General features: G+C 73.5%; 13 protein-coding genes and 1 riboswitch. Of the genes, 6 read left to right on the forward strand and 7 right to left on the reverse strand.

The window, feature by feature from the left end:
* Positions 1-165: 165 nt before the first annotated feature.
* From KHP12_RS36440 to thiO, 3 genes are all read right to left on the reverse strand, one after another.
* Positions 166-909 (reverse strand): thiazole synthase, encoded by a 744-nt coding sequence (locus KHP12_RS36440; protein ID WP_244202673.1) that lies wholly within the window; start codon positions 907-909, stop codon positions 166-168.
* A gap of 176 nt (positions 910-1,085) precedes the next feature.
* Entirely contained in the window at positions 1,086-1,286 is a 201-nt protein-coding gene (gene thiS / locus KHP12_RS36445; RefSeq protein WP_020872049.1) for a sulfur carrier protein ThiS, read from the reverse strand.
* A complete protein-coding gene (thiO, locus tag KHP12_RS36450) occupies positions 1,283-2,542 on the reverse strand; it encodes a glycine oxidase ThiO (protein WP_167442435.1) in 1,260 nt (419 codons plus the stop codon). The genes thiS and thiO overlap by 4 nt, the downstream gene beginning before the upstream one ends.
* Positions 2,534-2,647, reverse strand: a riboswitch (TPP riboswitch). Its footprint overlaps the gene before it by 9 nt.
* Before the next feature lie 393 nt (positions 2,648-3,040).
* Here thiO and KHP12_RS36455 point away from each other — a divergent pair.
* From KHP12_RS36455 to KHP12_RS36475, 5 genes are all read left to right on the forward strand, one after another.
* Positions 3,041-4,294, forward strand: coding sequence for an NAD(P)/FAD-dependent oxidoreductase (locus KHP12_RS36455; RefSeq protein ID WP_211834112.1), 1,254 nt, complete (start codon positions 3,041-3,043; stop codon positions 4,292-4,294).
* A gap of 114 nt (positions 4,295-4,408) precedes the next feature.
* Positions 4,409-4,774, forward strand: a complete 366-nt coding sequence (locus KHP12_RS36460) for an Rv2175c family DNA-binding protein (RefSeq protein WP_037949046.1) — start codon at positions 4,409-4,411, stop codon at positions 4,772-4,774.
* Positions 4,775-4,990: 216 nt separating this feature from the next.
* Positions 4,991-5,659 carry a thiamine phosphate synthase gene (gene thiE / locus KHP12_RS36465; protein WP_210609184.1) on the forward strand — a complete coding sequence of 223 codons (669 nt, stop codon included), beginning with the start codon at positions 4,991-4,993 and terminating at the stop codon, positions 5,657-5,659.
* A gap of 388 nt (positions 5,660-6,047) precedes the next feature.
* Complete coding sequence (gene metF / locus KHP12_RS36470; RefSeq protein WP_086882616.1) at positions 6,048-6,965, forward strand: methylenetetrahydrofolate reductase [NAD(P)H]; 918 nt, start codon at positions 6,048-6,050, stop codon at positions 6,963-6,965.
* Between the two features lie 40 nt (positions 6,966-7,005).
* Positions 7,006-7,998 carry a hypothetical protein gene (locus tag KHP12_RS36475; protein ID WP_086882617.1) on the forward strand — a complete coding sequence of 331 codons (993 nt, stop codon included), beginning with the start codon at positions 7,006-7,008 and terminating at the stop codon, positions 7,996-7,998.
* 111 nt (positions 7,999-8,109) lie between these two features.
* On the opposite strand, the gene KHP12_RS36480 is transcribed toward KHP12_RS36475, so the two are convergent.
* From KHP12_RS36480 to KHP12_RS36495, 4 genes are all read right to left on the reverse strand, one after another.
* Entirely contained in the window at positions 8,110-9,666 is a 1,557-nt protein-coding gene (locus tag KHP12_RS36480; protein WP_086882618.1) for a phytoene desaturase family protein, read from the reverse strand.
* Between the two features lie 342 nt (positions 9,667-10,008).
* Positions 10,009-10,629: a TetR/AcrR family transcriptional regulator gene (locus tag KHP12_RS36485; RefSeq protein ID WP_086882619.1), complete on the reverse strand. Its 621-nt coding sequence runs from the start codon at positions 10,627-10,629 to the stop codon at positions 10,009-10,011.
* A 35-nt stretch (positions 10,630-10,664) separates the two neighbouring features.
* A complete protein-coding gene (locus tag KHP12_RS36490) occupies positions 10,665-12,749 on the reverse strand; it encodes a YhgE/Pip family protein (protein ID WP_211834113.1) in 2,085 nt (694 codons plus the stop codon).
* Positions 12,721-13,557, reverse strand: a complete 837-nt coding sequence (locus KHP12_RS36495; protein WP_211834114.1) for an ATP-binding cassette domain-containing protein — start codon at positions 13,555-13,557, stop codon at positions 12,721-12,723. Before KHP12_RS36495 ends, KHP12_RS36490 begins: the two co-directional genes overlap by 29 nt.
* A 192-nt stretch (positions 13,558-13,749) precedes the next feature.
* Between KHP12_RS36495 and KHP12_RS36500 the strand changes: the two genes are divergently transcribed.
* The gene (locus tag KHP12_RS36500) at positions 13,750-14,280 is read left to right on the forward strand and encodes an SAV_6107 family HEPN domain-containing protein (protein WP_086882622.1); all 531 of its coding nucleotides are present in this window, start codon (positions 13,750-13,752) and stop codon (positions 14,278-14,280) included.
* Positions 14,281-14,447 lie beyond the last annotated feature (167 nt).

Below are 14,447 nucleotides of genomic sequence, written 5' to 3' on the forward strand. Positions count from 1 at the left end.
CGGGCTGTGGGCTGCTCCCTCCCTCCACGGTAGGGCCCCGGGGGGCCCGGACGCCCCGAAGGGGCGCGGGGCTGTGTCGATGTGCGGCTCCGCCGCGCGGGCGCGACCAGCCACGACGGCGCCGCAGTCGGCCGGCGACGCATCGTGACACGTCCAGCGGAGCGCTCAGCCGAAGGCCGGGCGCTCGGGGTCAAGGGCGGCCAGGCCCTCCGCCGGGCTCGACGCCTCGGCGAAGTGGCGGCGCGGGATCCGGCCCGCCCGGTGGGCCAGCCGGCCCGCCTCCACCGCGTACCGCATCGCCCCCGCCATCAGCTCCGGCTCCTGGGCCCGGGTGACGGCCGAGGCGAGCATCACCGCCGCGCACCCCAGCTCCATGGCCAGCGCGGCGTCCGACGCCGTGCCCGCGCCCGCGTCCAGGATCACCGGCACGGTGGCCCGCTCGGTGATCAGCTGGAAGTTGTGCGGATTGCGGATGCCGAGCCCGGAGCCGATCGGGGAGCCGAGCGGCATGATCGCGGCGCAGCCGATGTCCTCCAGCTTCCGGGCCAGGATCGGATCGTCGTTGGTGTACGGCAGGACCGTGAACCCGTCGTCCACCAGGGTCTCGGCGGCGTCCAGCAGCTCGATCGGATCGGGGAGCAGGGTGCGCTCGTCGGCGACCACCTCCAGCTTCACCCAGTCCGTGCCCAGCGCCTCCCGGGCGAGGCGGGCGGTGAGCACGGCCTCACCGGCGGTGAAACACCCGGCGGTGTTGGGCAGCGGGCGGATCCCGTGTCGGTTGAGCACGGAGAGCACGGACCCCTGCACCGTCGGATCGAGGCGCCGCATCGCGACGGTCGTCAGCTCGGTGCCCGAGGCCAGCAGCGAACGCTCCAGGATCTCCAGACTGGGCGCGCCGCCCGTGCCCATGATCAGCCGGGAGCCGAACTCGGTCCCGGCGATGGTGAGCGGATCGGGCGCGGTGAGCGAGGCGCGGTCGGCGGCGCCGTGGGCCGTCGTGGCGTCGGGGGTGGTGGTGACGGCTGTGGTGGCCGGGGTGGTGGTCGTGGTGGTCGTGGTGGTCGTGATGGGAGCCATGGGTGGGATCAGCCTCCTTGGACCGCGGTGAGGACCTCGACGCGATCACCGTCGCCGAGCGAGGTCGCGGACCACTGGGTGCGCGGGACAACCGTTTCATTGACGGCGGCGGCGACACCCGAGGGCGCCTGGGTGAGGGTCGCGACGAGCCGGTCGAGCGTGGTGCCCTCGGGCACCTCGCGAGGCTCGCCGTTGACGGAGACGGTCATGTGTACTGCTCCTGTGCTGGGGACTGCGCGGCGCCGGGGGCACCGGGAGAGGGCGCCACCGGGGGAGCCGCGAAGCGCTGCGGGCTGAACGGCTGGGCCTCCGGGGGGAGTTCTCCGCTGGTGAGGGCCTCGGCCATGACATCGCCGGTGATCGGGGTGAGGAGCACACCGTTGCGGAAGTGGCCGGTGGCCAGCAACAGCCCCGGCAGCGCGGTCGGGCCGAGCATCGGGGCGTTGTCGGGGGAGCCGGGGCGCAGTCCGGCGGACGTCTCCACCAGCGGCAGTTCGGTGATGCCGGGCACCACCTCATGGGCGTCCCGCAGCAGTTCGTACACCCCGCCCGCGGTGACCGTGGTGTCCCAGCCCAGCTCCTCGCTGGTCGCGCCGATGACCAGCTCGCCGTTCTCGCGCGGCACCAGGTAGACCGGCCCGCCGCGCACCACGGCCCGTACGGTCCGGGAGAGGAACGGCGCGTACCGCTCGGGCACCGACAGCCGCACCACCTGCCCCTTGACGGGCCGTACGGGCGGCAGGACGTCCTCAGGAACGCCCGCGAGCCGTCCGCTGAGGCTGCCCGCGGCCAGTACGGTCCGCTCGGCGGCCAGGCGCGTACCCCCGGTCAGCTCGACCCCGGTGGCGCGGTCGCCGTCCAGCAGCAGCCGCTCCGCGCGGTGGCGGTGGAAGGCGACCCCGGCCCGCTCGCACGCGGTGAGCAGCGCCGCCGTCAGCCGCCGCGGATCCACCTGGTGGTCACCGGCGACACGCAGCCCGCCGTGTACGCCCGGCGAGAGCATCGGCTCCAGACGGCGGCACTCACGCCCCGTCAGCCACTCGGACTCCAGCCCGAGTCCCTGCTGGAAGGTGTGGAGCTCGCGCAGATGGGCGCGGTCGTCGGCGTCGAACGCGACGGCGAGCGTGCCGCTCGCGCGGTGGCCCACGTCCTGGCCGCCGGCCTCCTCGAGCTCGGCCACGAAGTCCGGATAGCGGCGCGCGGAGGCCATGTTGAGGCGGAGCAGGGTCTGCTCGCCGTAGTGCAGCTCGGTGACGGCCGCCAGCATCCCGGCCGCGACCCAGGCGGCTCCGCCGCCGGGCGCCGGGTCGACGAGCGCGGTACGCAGCCCGCGCTGGGCCGCCCGCCAGGCCGTGACCAGCCCGATGATGCCGCCCCCGATGACGAGGGCGTCGTAGCGTCCGCCGGGTGGCGGCCCGCTGGATGTGTGAGGTCCGTCGTCGTGACCTGGTGCGTGCGTGGACACGCTGCCCCTCCCTTCGCCGGCATGACCCGGATCAGGTTCGTACGGTCGGAGGCCGTTCCAGCCTCCCTCTCAGCCCGGTCCGCCCGGGCTCCCGCGAGTGCTCTGCCCCGCCACCCTAGTACGCGCCCCGAACCACCCGAAAGACCAGCCGCCCCCGGCCTCTCGCAGGGGGCACCTCCCAGCGGCAGCTGGGGGAGTTCGAGGAACGGGTCCGGGGGCGGAGCCCCGCGGCCCCAGCCCGTCCGGCGCCCCGCAACCCCAGCCCCTCCGGCGCTTGAGGAGCGGGGTCCGGGGCGGAGCCCCGGCGGGGGGCGAGGGGGACGGAGCCCCATCGTTTCGGGAAGGGGCGGGGTGGGGGCTCACCGCCGGAGGCGCCCACAAACCCGCGCACCGTCCGGCCCCGCACCCCCCACCCACCCCCGTCCGACCCCCACTCTGTGTCCGACCTCTCGCAAGCCGTTCTCCAGTCCGCCCCACCAGCCGCAATACAGTGATCGTGTGAGCGATGAGACGACGACGAAGCCGTCCTCGAACGGCCCCGGACAGCGCGTGGTGATCGTCGGCGCGGGCATGGCGGGGGTGCAAACCGCCGTCGCGCTGCGCGAACACGGCTGGACCGGGGGGATCGTCCTGCTGGGCGCGGAGCCCCACCAGCCCTACGACCGCCCCCCGCTGTCCAAGGCCGTACTGCTCGGAAAGGCCGAGGGCTCGACGCTCGACGTGGACTTCGCCGGGCTCGGCATCGGCCTGCGGCTCGGCGTCGAGGTCACCGGCCTGCGCCCGGACAAGCGGCTCGTCGAGACCGCGACCGGCCAGCTCCCGTACGACGTCCTGGTGATCGCCACCGGCGCCGAGCCGATCCCGCTGCCGGGCAGCGAGGGAGAGCCCGGCGTCCATCTGCTGCGCACGCTGGACGACGCCGAGCGGTTGCGCCCGGTGCTCGCCCGGCAGCGCGAGATCGCGGTCGTGGGGGCGGGCTGGATCGGCGCGGAGTTCGCCACCGCGGCACGCGAGGCGGGCTGCGCCGTGACCGTCGTCGAGGCCGCCGACCGGCCGCTGGCGGGCGCGCTCCCGGCCGAGGTCGCGGCCCCCATGGCGGCCTGGTACGAGGACTACGGCGCCCGGCTGGTCACGGGGGCCCCAGTGGCCTCGGTCGACGAGAGCGGGCTGCTGCTCGGCGACGGCACCCGGCTGCGCGCGGGCGCGGTGGTCGTCGGGATCGGGGCCCGGCCCGCCACGGACTGGCTCGCGGGCTCGGGCGTGGAGCTGGCCGAGGACCGCTCCGTCGCCGCCGACGACCGGCTGCGCACCTCCGCGCCGGACGTCTACGCGGTCGGCGACTGCGCCTCCTTCCCGTCCGCCCGCTACGGAACGCGGCTGCTGGTGCACCACTGGGACAACGCGCTCCAGGGCCCGCGCACCGTCGCCGCCAACGTGGTGGGGAGCCGGACGGCCGCCCACTTCCCGGGTGTGGTCTACGACCCGGTGCCGTACTTCTGGTCCGAGCAGTTCGGGCGCTTCGTGCAGTACGCCGGGCACCACTCGGAGGCCGACGAGCTGGTCTGGCGCGGCGATCCGGCGGGCGCCGCCTGGTCGGTGTGCTGGCTGCGCGAGGGCGCCCTGGTCGCCCTGCTGGCCGTCGGCCGTCCGCGCGATCTGGCCCAGGGGCGCAAGCTGATCGAGCGCGGCGCCCGGCTGGACCGGACGCGGGCCGAGGACCCCTCGGTGCCGCTGAAGTCGGCCGTCCTCTGACCGGCGGGCCGACCGCCGGTCGGCCACCGGCCGACGCGCCCGGGGGCGGGGCGGGCGGCCCGCGCGGCGGACGCCCGGCTACCCACTGTCAGTCCCAGATGGCAGGCTTGTTCCGTGACCGAGATTGACGCAAAGATCGATGCTCTCGTCCCCGCCTGGCTCACCCTCCCCGACGTCGCCGAACGACTGGGGGTCGAGGTGACGCGCGTCCGGCAGCTGGTCAAGGAGGGCCAGCTGATCGCCGTGCGCCGTGGCGAGAACAGGGTCCTTCAGGTCCCCGAGGAGTTCATCGGTGACGGAAAGGTCGTCAAGGGCCTCGTGGGGACCTTGACGCTTCTGAAGGACGACGGCTTCAGTGACGAAGAGATGCTGGAGTGGCTCTTCACCCCCGACCCGAGCCTGCCCGGCACCCCGGCACGGGCGCTGAGCGAGAATCGCGGCACGGAAGTGAAGCGGCGCGCCCAGGCCCTCGCCGTCTGACGGCATCACCCTGACGCCGCCACCGCCCAGCCTTCCGTGGCTTTCCGTACGGGGCTCGTACACAGCCCGTACGGGGCCTGTACAGGGCTGGTCGTTTTCACGCGGGCCGCGCGCTTCCGCCATTGTCATCGCCCCTGATCGCCCCTGATCACATCTGGCGTACGGGCCGGGCTCCCCGCACGGCCCGTACGCCGCCCGACCCTCCGGGGGGAACGCATGTCCACCACCGCTACCGCTACCGCCACCGCTCGCGAGCGGCTGGCCGACGCCCGTCTCTATCTGTGCACCGACGCGCGGAAGGGCCAGGGCGATCTGCCGGAGTTCCTGGACGCCGTCCTGGGGGCGGGGGTGGACATCGTCCAGCTGCGGGAGAAGGAGATGGAGGCGGCCGAGGAGCTGGAGCACCTCCAGGTCTTCGCGGACGCCTGCCGCCGGCACGGCAAGCTGCTCGCCGTCAACGACCGGGCCGATGTCGCGCATGCCATCGGCTCGGATGTGCTCCATCTGGGCCAGGGCGATCTGCCGGTGCCCGCGGCGCGCGCGATCCTCGGCCAGGACGTGCTGATCGGGCGCTCCACCCATGGGGAGGCGGAGGTGGACGCGGCTGCCGTCCAGCCCGGTGTGGACTATTTCTGCACCGGTCCCTGCTGGCCCACCCCCACCAAGCCGGGCCGCCCCGCCCCGGGGCTGTCCCTGGTGCGCCACGCCGCCGCGCTGGGCACGGAGCGGCCGTGGTTCGCCATCGGCGGAATCGACGCTTCCAACCTGGATCAGGTCCTGGAGGCGGGCGCCCGCCGCATCGTCGTGGTCCGGGCCATCACGGCCGCCGACGATCCGGCGGGGGCGACGGCGGAGCTGGCGAAGCGGGTCCGCGCGGCGGCCTGACCAAGCGCTCCGCTGGACGTGTCGCGATGCGTCGTCGGTCGACTGCGGCGCCGTCGTGGCTGGTCGCGTCCGCGCGGCGGAGCCGCACATCGACACAGCCCCGCGCCCCTTCGGGGCGCTGCCCGAACCGTAGCGGACTTCCTCCGACCTGCTGAGCGCGCGGCCCGGCCCGACCGGGATGGGGCCCGGCCCGACCGGGATGGGGACCGCCCGCGAACCGCCCCAGGGGTCAGTTTTCACCTGGGTTTCACCCACCTTTCATCCCGCCCGGCCCGTCCGCCGGTCGAAGGCGTACGGATCTGTCCGCACTGCGGACAGGAAGCTGGCAAAACCCCCATATCCCCGAGGTCGGGTGGGCGTAGCCGGGCCGGGTGGATAGCCTGCACGTATGGCCCTAGGCACCGCTTCCACCAGGACCGATCGCGCCCGGACCGTGCGCGATCTGCTCGCGTCGGGCGAGCAGTCGTATTCCTTCGAATTCTTCGCCCCCAAAACGGCGAAGGGCGAGCAGACGCTGTGGAACGCCATCCGCAGGCTGGAAGCCGTCTCGCCCACGTTCGTCTCCGTGACCTACGGAGCCGGTGGTTCCTCCCGCGGGGGCACCGTGCGCGCCACCGAGCGCATCGCGACGGACACCACGCTCACCCCCGTCGCCCATCTGACCGCCGTGAACCACTCCCGGGCCGAGCTGCGCAACATCATCGGGCAGTACGCCGGCGCCGGGATCCGGAACATGCTCGCCCTGCGCGGCGACCCGCCGGGCGATCCCATGGGGGAGTGGGTCCAGCACCCCGACGGCCTCACCTACGCCGCCGATCTGGTCCAGCTGATCAAGGAGTCCGGCGACTTCTGCGTCGGCGTGGCCGCGTTCCCCGAGATGCACCCGCGCTCGACGGACTGGGACACCGACATCCGTCACTTCATCGACAAGTGCCGCGCGGGCGCCGACTTCGCCATCACGCAGATGTTCTTCTACCCCGAGGACTATCTGCGGCTGCGCGACCGGGTCGCGGCAGCGGGCTGTACGACACCCATCATCCCTGAAATCATGCCGGTCACGAACGTCAAGCAGATCGAGCGGTTCGCGCAGCTCAGCAACGCCGCGTTCCCGCCCGAACTGGCTGAGCGGATCCTGGCGGTGAAGGACGATCCGGCGGCTGTACGCTCGATCGGGATCGACTACGCCACGAAGCTGTGCGCGCGGTTGATGGCCGAGGAGATCCCCGGGCTGCACTTCATTACCCTGAACCACTCCACGGCGACGCTGGAAATCTACGAGAATCTGGGACTGCATCAGCGGTCCTGATGACGGCAGCCGACGGGCGGCCGCATTGAGAGGGGCGGGCATGGGCTGGACGGTCCTCTACATCGCATTCGGCGTCGTCGCGCTGTGGCTGCTGGGAGAGGTCCTCCTGCAGTACAAGGCGCGGCTCCGCTGGCGGCTGCTGGCCTTCGTCGGCTTCCTGGGCGTGGTCGTCGGTGTGCTGATCCCGTCCGTTCCGGTGATCGGGGTGGGCGCGATCGCCTTCGCCATCGGCCAGACGTATGTGACGCTCTCCTTCCGGCGCGGTTTCGCCGCGGGCTGGGCGCTGCGCGGCGGGCTGCCGGGGCTGCTGGGGCGCGAGGGGAAGAGCATCCGGCCGGAGGACGCGGACAAGGAGCCGATCCTCGAGGTCTCCGACCTGGAGGCGGTCCCGGCGGCGCATCCGGAGCCGCCCACCTACCAGCCGCAGCCGATGCCCGACGACACCGGTGAGTACGGCGTCTACGAGGAGCCGTCGCCCTTCACCCCGGCCTCGGGCGCGTACAGCGAGGCGGCGGCGGACGGCTACAGCGCGTACGAGACGTACGGCGGCTACGGCGCGCAGCAGGACCACAGCCAGGGGCAGGGCCACAGCTACGGCCAGGACGTCTACGCGGACCAGATGGGCCAGGCCGGGCAGTACGGCTATGGGAACGAGGCGTACGCGGCCTACGGGCAGGACCCGTACGGCGGCGCCCAGCCCCAGGCCCAGCCCTACGACCAGCAGGGCTACGACCAGCAGAGCTACGACCAGCAGGCGTACGGCCAGCAGCAGTACGCCGACCAGTACGCGGCCTACGGCCAGCAGGACCCGTACGCCGCGACCTACGGCGGCGGCGACCACTGGGCGGCCGAGGCCGGCTACGCCTCGCCGGACCCGGCGTACGACGTGACGCAGTCCGGCGGGCCCTGGGTGCCGCAGCAGCGCGAGGGCGACGACGCGCCCCCGGCGGACCAGCAGGCGTACCCGTACCAGCAGCACCAGGGCCAGAACCAGGGCTATCCCCAGGGCTTCGACGAGCAGTACCGCTACTGAGCTCCGTCGAACTGAGCTCCGCCGACGGGTGGGTGCCGCTCCCGGGAGCGGCACCCACCCGCGCGTTTCCGGGGCCCGCGCTATGGCCGGGAGGCGTCGCTCGGGCCCGCGCTACTGGGAGCCGCGCCAGTCCCCGCCCTCGACGATCAGCCCGGCCACCAGCGCGCCCGACATCCCGGCATGGGCGAGCCCGCCGCCCGGATGGGCCCAGCCGCCCGCCAGATACAGGCCCGGTATCCGGGTGGCATTCGCGGGCCGCAGAAACGCGCCGTCCGCCCCGGCGAGCACCGGGCCCGGAACGCCGCCGCCCCGGGCGCCCGTCTCCGCCGCGGTGTCGGCGGGTGTGCGGACCTCATGCCACAGCAGCCGCCCCCGCAGCTCCGGTATCGCCGCCTCGGCGGCCGTGATCAGCCGCTGGGCGTCCTGCTCCGCCGCCGCGCCGTCCGTCCAGTCCACCGGGCCGTGCGGGGCGACGACGGCGGTAAGGGTGACGGCCTCGTGCTCCGCGTCCGGGCGCACCGCGGGGTCGTCCGGGCGCAGCACGGTCACGGTGGGGCGGGGGCAGGGCTCGCGGAGCCCCTGGCCGTCGCCGAAGACGGCGGCCAACTCCGCGTCGCGGTCCGGGGCGTGGACCACGGTGCGGTGCGCGGTGCCCTCGGGGCGGGCGCCGCGCAGCGCCAGAAAGACGGTCAGCCGCCCCGGTGTGCCGCCGCCCGCGCCGGACTCCGGCCGCACATCACCCTCCCGCCAGGGCCGCTGCCCGCCGAGCAGCGAGGGCAGCAGCGCGGGGTCGATGCCCGAGACCACCGCGTCGGCCTCCGTGACGCTGCCGTCGGCCAGCTCCACACCCGCCGCACGGCCGTCCTTCTCCACGATGCCGGTGACCTCGGCCTCGAAGTGGAACTCCACCTTCCGCTGACGGCACCGCTCGTGGAGGGCGTCGGCGAGCGCTCGCATCCCCCCGCGCACATACCAGGTGCCGAACGTCTGCTCGATGTAAGGCAGCACGGTGGCCGCGGCGGGGGCGGAGCGCGGGTCCAGGCCGTGCGCCAGCACATGGCTCTCCAGAAGGGCCGCGGCGCGCGGATCCCCCAGCTCACGGCGGGCCACCTCGGCGAGCGTGGGCGGCCCGGCGGCGCCGCCCCGGCGGAACAGGCCGCCGAGCCGGCCGCGCCGCACGGGGGCGGCCGGATAGGGGTCGCGGCCCAGGACCCGCCAGTCGGCGCGCAGCGGCTCCTCCAGGAGCGGTCTGCGGGTGGCGTCCCACACCTCGCGCGCCCGGTTGACCAGATCGCTCCAGCGCTCGCCCGCACCCGCGCCGAAGGCGCCGTCCAGCGCCTGGAGCACCCCGGCCCGGGAGGCGTTGGGCAGCCGGACGTCCGTGCCGTCGGCGAAGAGGTGCCGGCCCGCCGGGTCGACCTGGACGAGCTCGACGCTCTGCTCCAGGGTCTGCTTGCCGGTCTTCACGAACAGATCCCGGTGGACGGCGGGCAGATGCAGCAGCCCCGGGCCGGTGTCGAAGCGGAAGCCGTCCCGCTCGAAGCGGCCGACCCCGCCGCCATGGGTGCGCCCGCGCTCGTACACCACCACCCGGTGGCCTGCCACGGCCAGCCGGGCGGCCGCCGCCATGGCGCCCATCCCGGAGCCGATCACCACAATCCGTGCCATGACCGTGACTTTATCCGCCCCCACCGACAGCGGGGGCACCGTGCCTGGGGACGAACGCGCACAGCTGAGTACGCGTACTCAGCCGGGGAGATGAGTAGCCGCGCGGATGGGCCGCCACCTGCGCGGACGAGAGAGTGGAGCACACGGAAGGGCACGCGCCGCACCGCCGGCACGGGGCGGCGGAACGGCGCGGGCCCGGACGAAGGTGGGAGTCGCCGGGAGTCTCCGGACCAGGAGCCTCCAACGGGGGAAGTACGGGGGAAGTACGGGGGAGTTACGGGGGGAGGCGCTGTTCCGGTCAGGTCGATGACAGTCGGTCTGCCGGAACAGCGCCTTCTGCTTTCACCCCGAGGTCACGGTCCCGCCGACGCGGCCCTGGAGCAGCCGTGACAGCGCCGCGTGCACGTCCTCCAGCGACCGCTCCGGCTGATAGGACTGCCAGTCCAGCGCCGCCACCAGCACCATCCCGAACAGGGCCGAGGCGGTCAGCGGGATGTCGATGTCCTCGCTGAGCTCGTGCGCGGCCACCCCGGCCCGCAGCTCGGCCTCGATCACCGCTATGGCCTGCTGCCGGACCATCATCAAGGTGGACTGCCAGGCGCGGTTGGTGCGCCACAGCTCGGCCACGTACAGCTGGGTCAGCGACGGATAGCGGGAGATGAAGTCGAGCCCGGCCCGGACCATGGCGTCCAGCGCGTCCACATGGCTGCCGCCGCGCTCGGCGTTCTCGTCGGCGGCGGTCTGGAGCGAGGCGGACAGCAGCTCGATGCCGTGCCGCAGCAGCTCCTCGAAGAGCACGGTCTTGCTGGCGAAGTTGTAGTAGACCGTGCCTTTGGCCACCCCGGCCCGCTCGGCGATCTCGTCCACGGTGGTGGAGGAGAAGCCTTGTTCGGCGATGAGGGTGACCGCTGCCTCGAAGAGTTTCTGCCGGGTGGCCTGGCGGCGCGTGCTGCTGCTGTCCATGGCGCCGATTCTGCCCGCTGTCGATGTTATCCCGCTCACAGGCTCAGCTCCGGGTGCAGCCGGTCCACCGTCCACACCTGCCGGCGCCGCGCGGACCACGCGGTGAGCGCCAGGGCGGCCGCGGTGAATCCGAGGAGCACTCCGCAGGCCAGCCACACCGGGCCGAGCCCGCCGCCGGTGATCAGCCGGCGCAACCCGTCCACCACGTAGGTCATCGGCAGGAAGGGGTGGATGGCGTTGAAGAAGCGCGGACTGGTCTGCACCGGATAGGTGCCGCCCGCCGAGGTCAGCTGGAGCATCAGCAGGGCCAGCACCAGGATCCGGCCGGCCGGTCCGAAGCGGGCGTTCAGCCACTGCACGATCGCCGCGAAACAGGCCGTCACCAGCATCAGGAAGCCGAGCGTGCCCGCGGCCCGCACCATCTCGAGGCCGATCGCCCAGTGCAACACCGCCATCAGCGCCAGCGTCTGGAGCACACCGATCGCGGCGACCGGCAGCCAGCCCGCGAACGCGATCCGCCAGGAGGACGCGCCCGCCGCCAGCGCGCGCCCGTTGAGCGGCTGGATCAGCATGTAGGCCACCATCGCGCCGACCCACAGGGAGAGCGGGATGAAGTACGGGGCGAAACCCGTGCCGTAGTTGGGCGCCTTGTGCAGCGCCTGGTTGACCAGCCGCACCGGATCCGACATCACCTCCGTACGGGCGTCCCGGTCCTGCTTGCCGTAGTCGGGGATCTTGCCCGCGCCGTCGTGCAGACCGCCGGAGAGCTTCCCGGAGCCGTCCACGAGCCGGTACATCCCGCCGCCCAGGGTGTCCGCGCCGCCGCGCGCCTTACCGACGCCACTGTCGAGGGCGGACGCGCCGGTCTTGGCGGTGCTCAGCCCGGTGTGCAGGGTTCCGGCGCCCTTGGCGACCTTCTGTGCCCCGGAGTTGAGGGTGTTGATCTTCCGTACGGCGGAGTCGAGGTCGGTGTCCAGGTGCGGGGCCTTCCGCGCGAGCCAGAGCGCCTGGTCGTGCAGATCGTCCAGATGGCCGCCGAGGGTGTCGAGTTGGCCGGTGTGGTCCTGGACCAGCTTGTTGACGTCCTCGGCCACATCGGCGGCGGTGTCGGCCGCCGCCACCGACTTCTTCAGCGCGGGGCAGTCCGGGTCGGCGGGCACCGCACCCCCGCAGCGGGTCCGGTAGTCGGCGGCGAGGTCGTCGGACGCCTTACGGGCCTTGGTGGCCGCCGTGGAGGTCTTCTCGGGCAGGGTGTCGAGGTTGTCGGACGCCTTCTGGGAGGCGTCGGCCACCAGTTGGGAGATGTCCCCGATCTCCTTGCCGTGCTCCTTGAGGAACGGCCGGACCTTGGCCGCCACGTCGTTGACCTTGTCGGACAGGGACTGGGTGCCGTCGGCGACCCCGCCCGCGCCGGTCTCGAGCGTCCCGGAGCCCTTGTAGAGCGTGCCGAGCCCGGACTTCAGATCGCGGCTGCCCTCCTTGGCCTTGGCCAGGCCCTTGGCGAGGTCGTCCGCGCCCTTCTTGGCCTTGCCGATGCCCTTACCGAGCTTGTCGGCGCTCTTGGCGGCCTTCTCCGTCTCGCCGTGGATGTCGGCGAAGGAGATGAAGATGTTGTCGTAGAAGCCGCGGGACGCCTTGGTGGAGGCCGCGGCGCGCACTTCGGAGAAGACCGAGCGGGAGATCTGGCCGACGATGTAGTTGTTGGCGTCGTTGGTGCGCACCGTGAGGGCGCCGGTCTCCGGGGACTTCCCCGAGCTGGAGGCGATCTGCCGGCTGAAGTCCGAGGGGACGGTCAGCGAGAGGTAGTACGTGCCGTTCGCGACGCCCTTACGGGCCTCGGCGGCGCTCGTGGGGCGCCAGTCGAAGGTCTCGCTGTCGAGCAGCTTGTCGGTGATGTCGTCGCCCGCGGTGAGGTGCTTGCCCTTCACGGTGGCGCCGGTGTCCGAGTTGACGAGGGCGACCGGGATCTTGTTCAGCTTGCCGTACGGATCCCAGAAGGACCACAGGTACAGCGCGCCGTAGAGCAGCGGCAGCAGGAGCAGGGCGGCGAGCGCCGCGCGCGGCAGCTTGCCCCTTCCGAACCGCTTCAGCTCAAGCGCGGCGAGTTTCGGCGAGCGCATCCGCCGCCCCCTCCTCGTTCTCGTCGTGTTCGTGTCGGTCGGCGGCGGGCGCGCCGGCCTTCCGGGTCCCGCGGGCCTTCTCGCCGCCCTCGGCGGCGCCGGTGCGCGCGGTGCGGACCACGACCGCGCCGGGCGGGGCCTGGCTGCACACCGCGAGGACCGTGACGCCGTCCTCCGCGACCTCCCGCAACAGCGCCCAGGCGCGGTCACGGTCGGCGTCCGAGAGCTTCAGGTCGGCGTCGTCGACGGCCAGCAGCCGCGGCCGGGCGATGAGCGCGAGCGCGATCGACAGCCGCAGCGCCTCCAGCCGGTCCAGGTCCCGTACGGCCGTACGCGGCCCCTTGGGCAGTGTGTCGAGGTCCAGCCCGGCGGCCGTAAGGGCGGCGTCGATCGCGGCCCGGGACGCGGCGGCCCGATCCCGGCGCGGGCGCAGCAGCCCGCGCGGGGAGTCGGCGAACCGGCGCCGCAGCAGGGCCCGCTCGCGCAGATGCTCGGCGACCGTGAGCACCGGGTCGAGCTCGGTGACGCCCGGCACATGCGCGAGCGCGCTGATCCGGCGTATGCGCGCCATCTGTTGGGGAACCCGGAAGCCACCGACGCGGCCGTGTCCCTCGGTGGGGCGCATCCGGCCGGTGAGCGTGAGCAGCAGGGAGGTGCGGCCCGAGCCGGACGGGCCCTCGATGGCGATCAGCGCACCCGGATCGGCGGCGATGCCGGCACCGCGGAACGCCCAGCCGTGCGATCCCCTGACGCCGAGCCCCTCGGCCGTCACCGCCGCCCCGGTCCCCGCTTCTGGGGTGCCCCCCACGCAGATCACTTCCTTGATTTTTGAACTGACTGGTCAGTGTAAAAACCAGTATGGGGCATGGCGGAACGAGGTGTGGCACCGGGGGCGTTCGCGCTGGTCAGGGCCGATTGTCAGTGGTGTGCCCCACGATGGCCCCATACGGCGGTCGCTTTACCACACGAGCGGCCGCCACGCGACGACAGGAGGTTCGTCATGGCCAGTACCGCCGCAGCGCGCCGGCACCGTGCCGCCGCCCCTGCCCCCTCGTTGACCGGTCCCGCGAGCGATGTCCACCCCGTACTGCGCCGCGCGTCCGCCCCGCCCGCCGCCGCGGCCCTGCTCACCCAGGCCCATGAGGGCCTGGAGGAGGCCGCCGAGTTCGAGACCCCCAACGAGCGCTTTGCGACCGCGCATCTGGCCGCACTGCGCACGGCCGCCGCCGTGCTCGCCGTGCGCGGCCGCCCCGAGCCCACCGCGCGCCGCCGCGCCCGGATCCGCAGCGCCTGGGAGGTGCTGCCCGAGGTCGCTCCCGAACTGGCCGAGTGGAGCGCCCTGTTCGCCTCCGGCGCCGAGCGCCGGGCCCGCGCCGAGGCGGGGATACAGGGCGCCGCGAGCCCACGGGACGCGGACGATCTGCTGCGCGCCACCGCGATGTTCCTGCGCCTGGTGGAGCGCATGCTGATGTTGCAGCCCGCCCTGCCCCACCAGAGGCCGGACGACGAGCCGGGCCCGCCGGGGGCCTGAGGGGCGGCCCGGTATCGGTGCGGGGGCTGCCCCTGTATCGGCGCGGGGGTCGTCCGGTGTCCGTATGGGAGCGGCCCGGTGTCCGCCCGGGAGCGGCCCGGTGCCCGCGTGGCGCCGGTCCGGTATCGCGTGGCGCCGGTCCGCCGGCCGCCTCGGCGCGGCCCGCC

The organism is Streptomyces asiaticus (genome assembly GCF_018138715.1).
Classification (GTDB): domain Bacteria; phylum Actinomycetota; class Actinomycetes; order Streptomycetales; family Streptomycetaceae; genus Streptomyces; species Streptomyces asiaticus.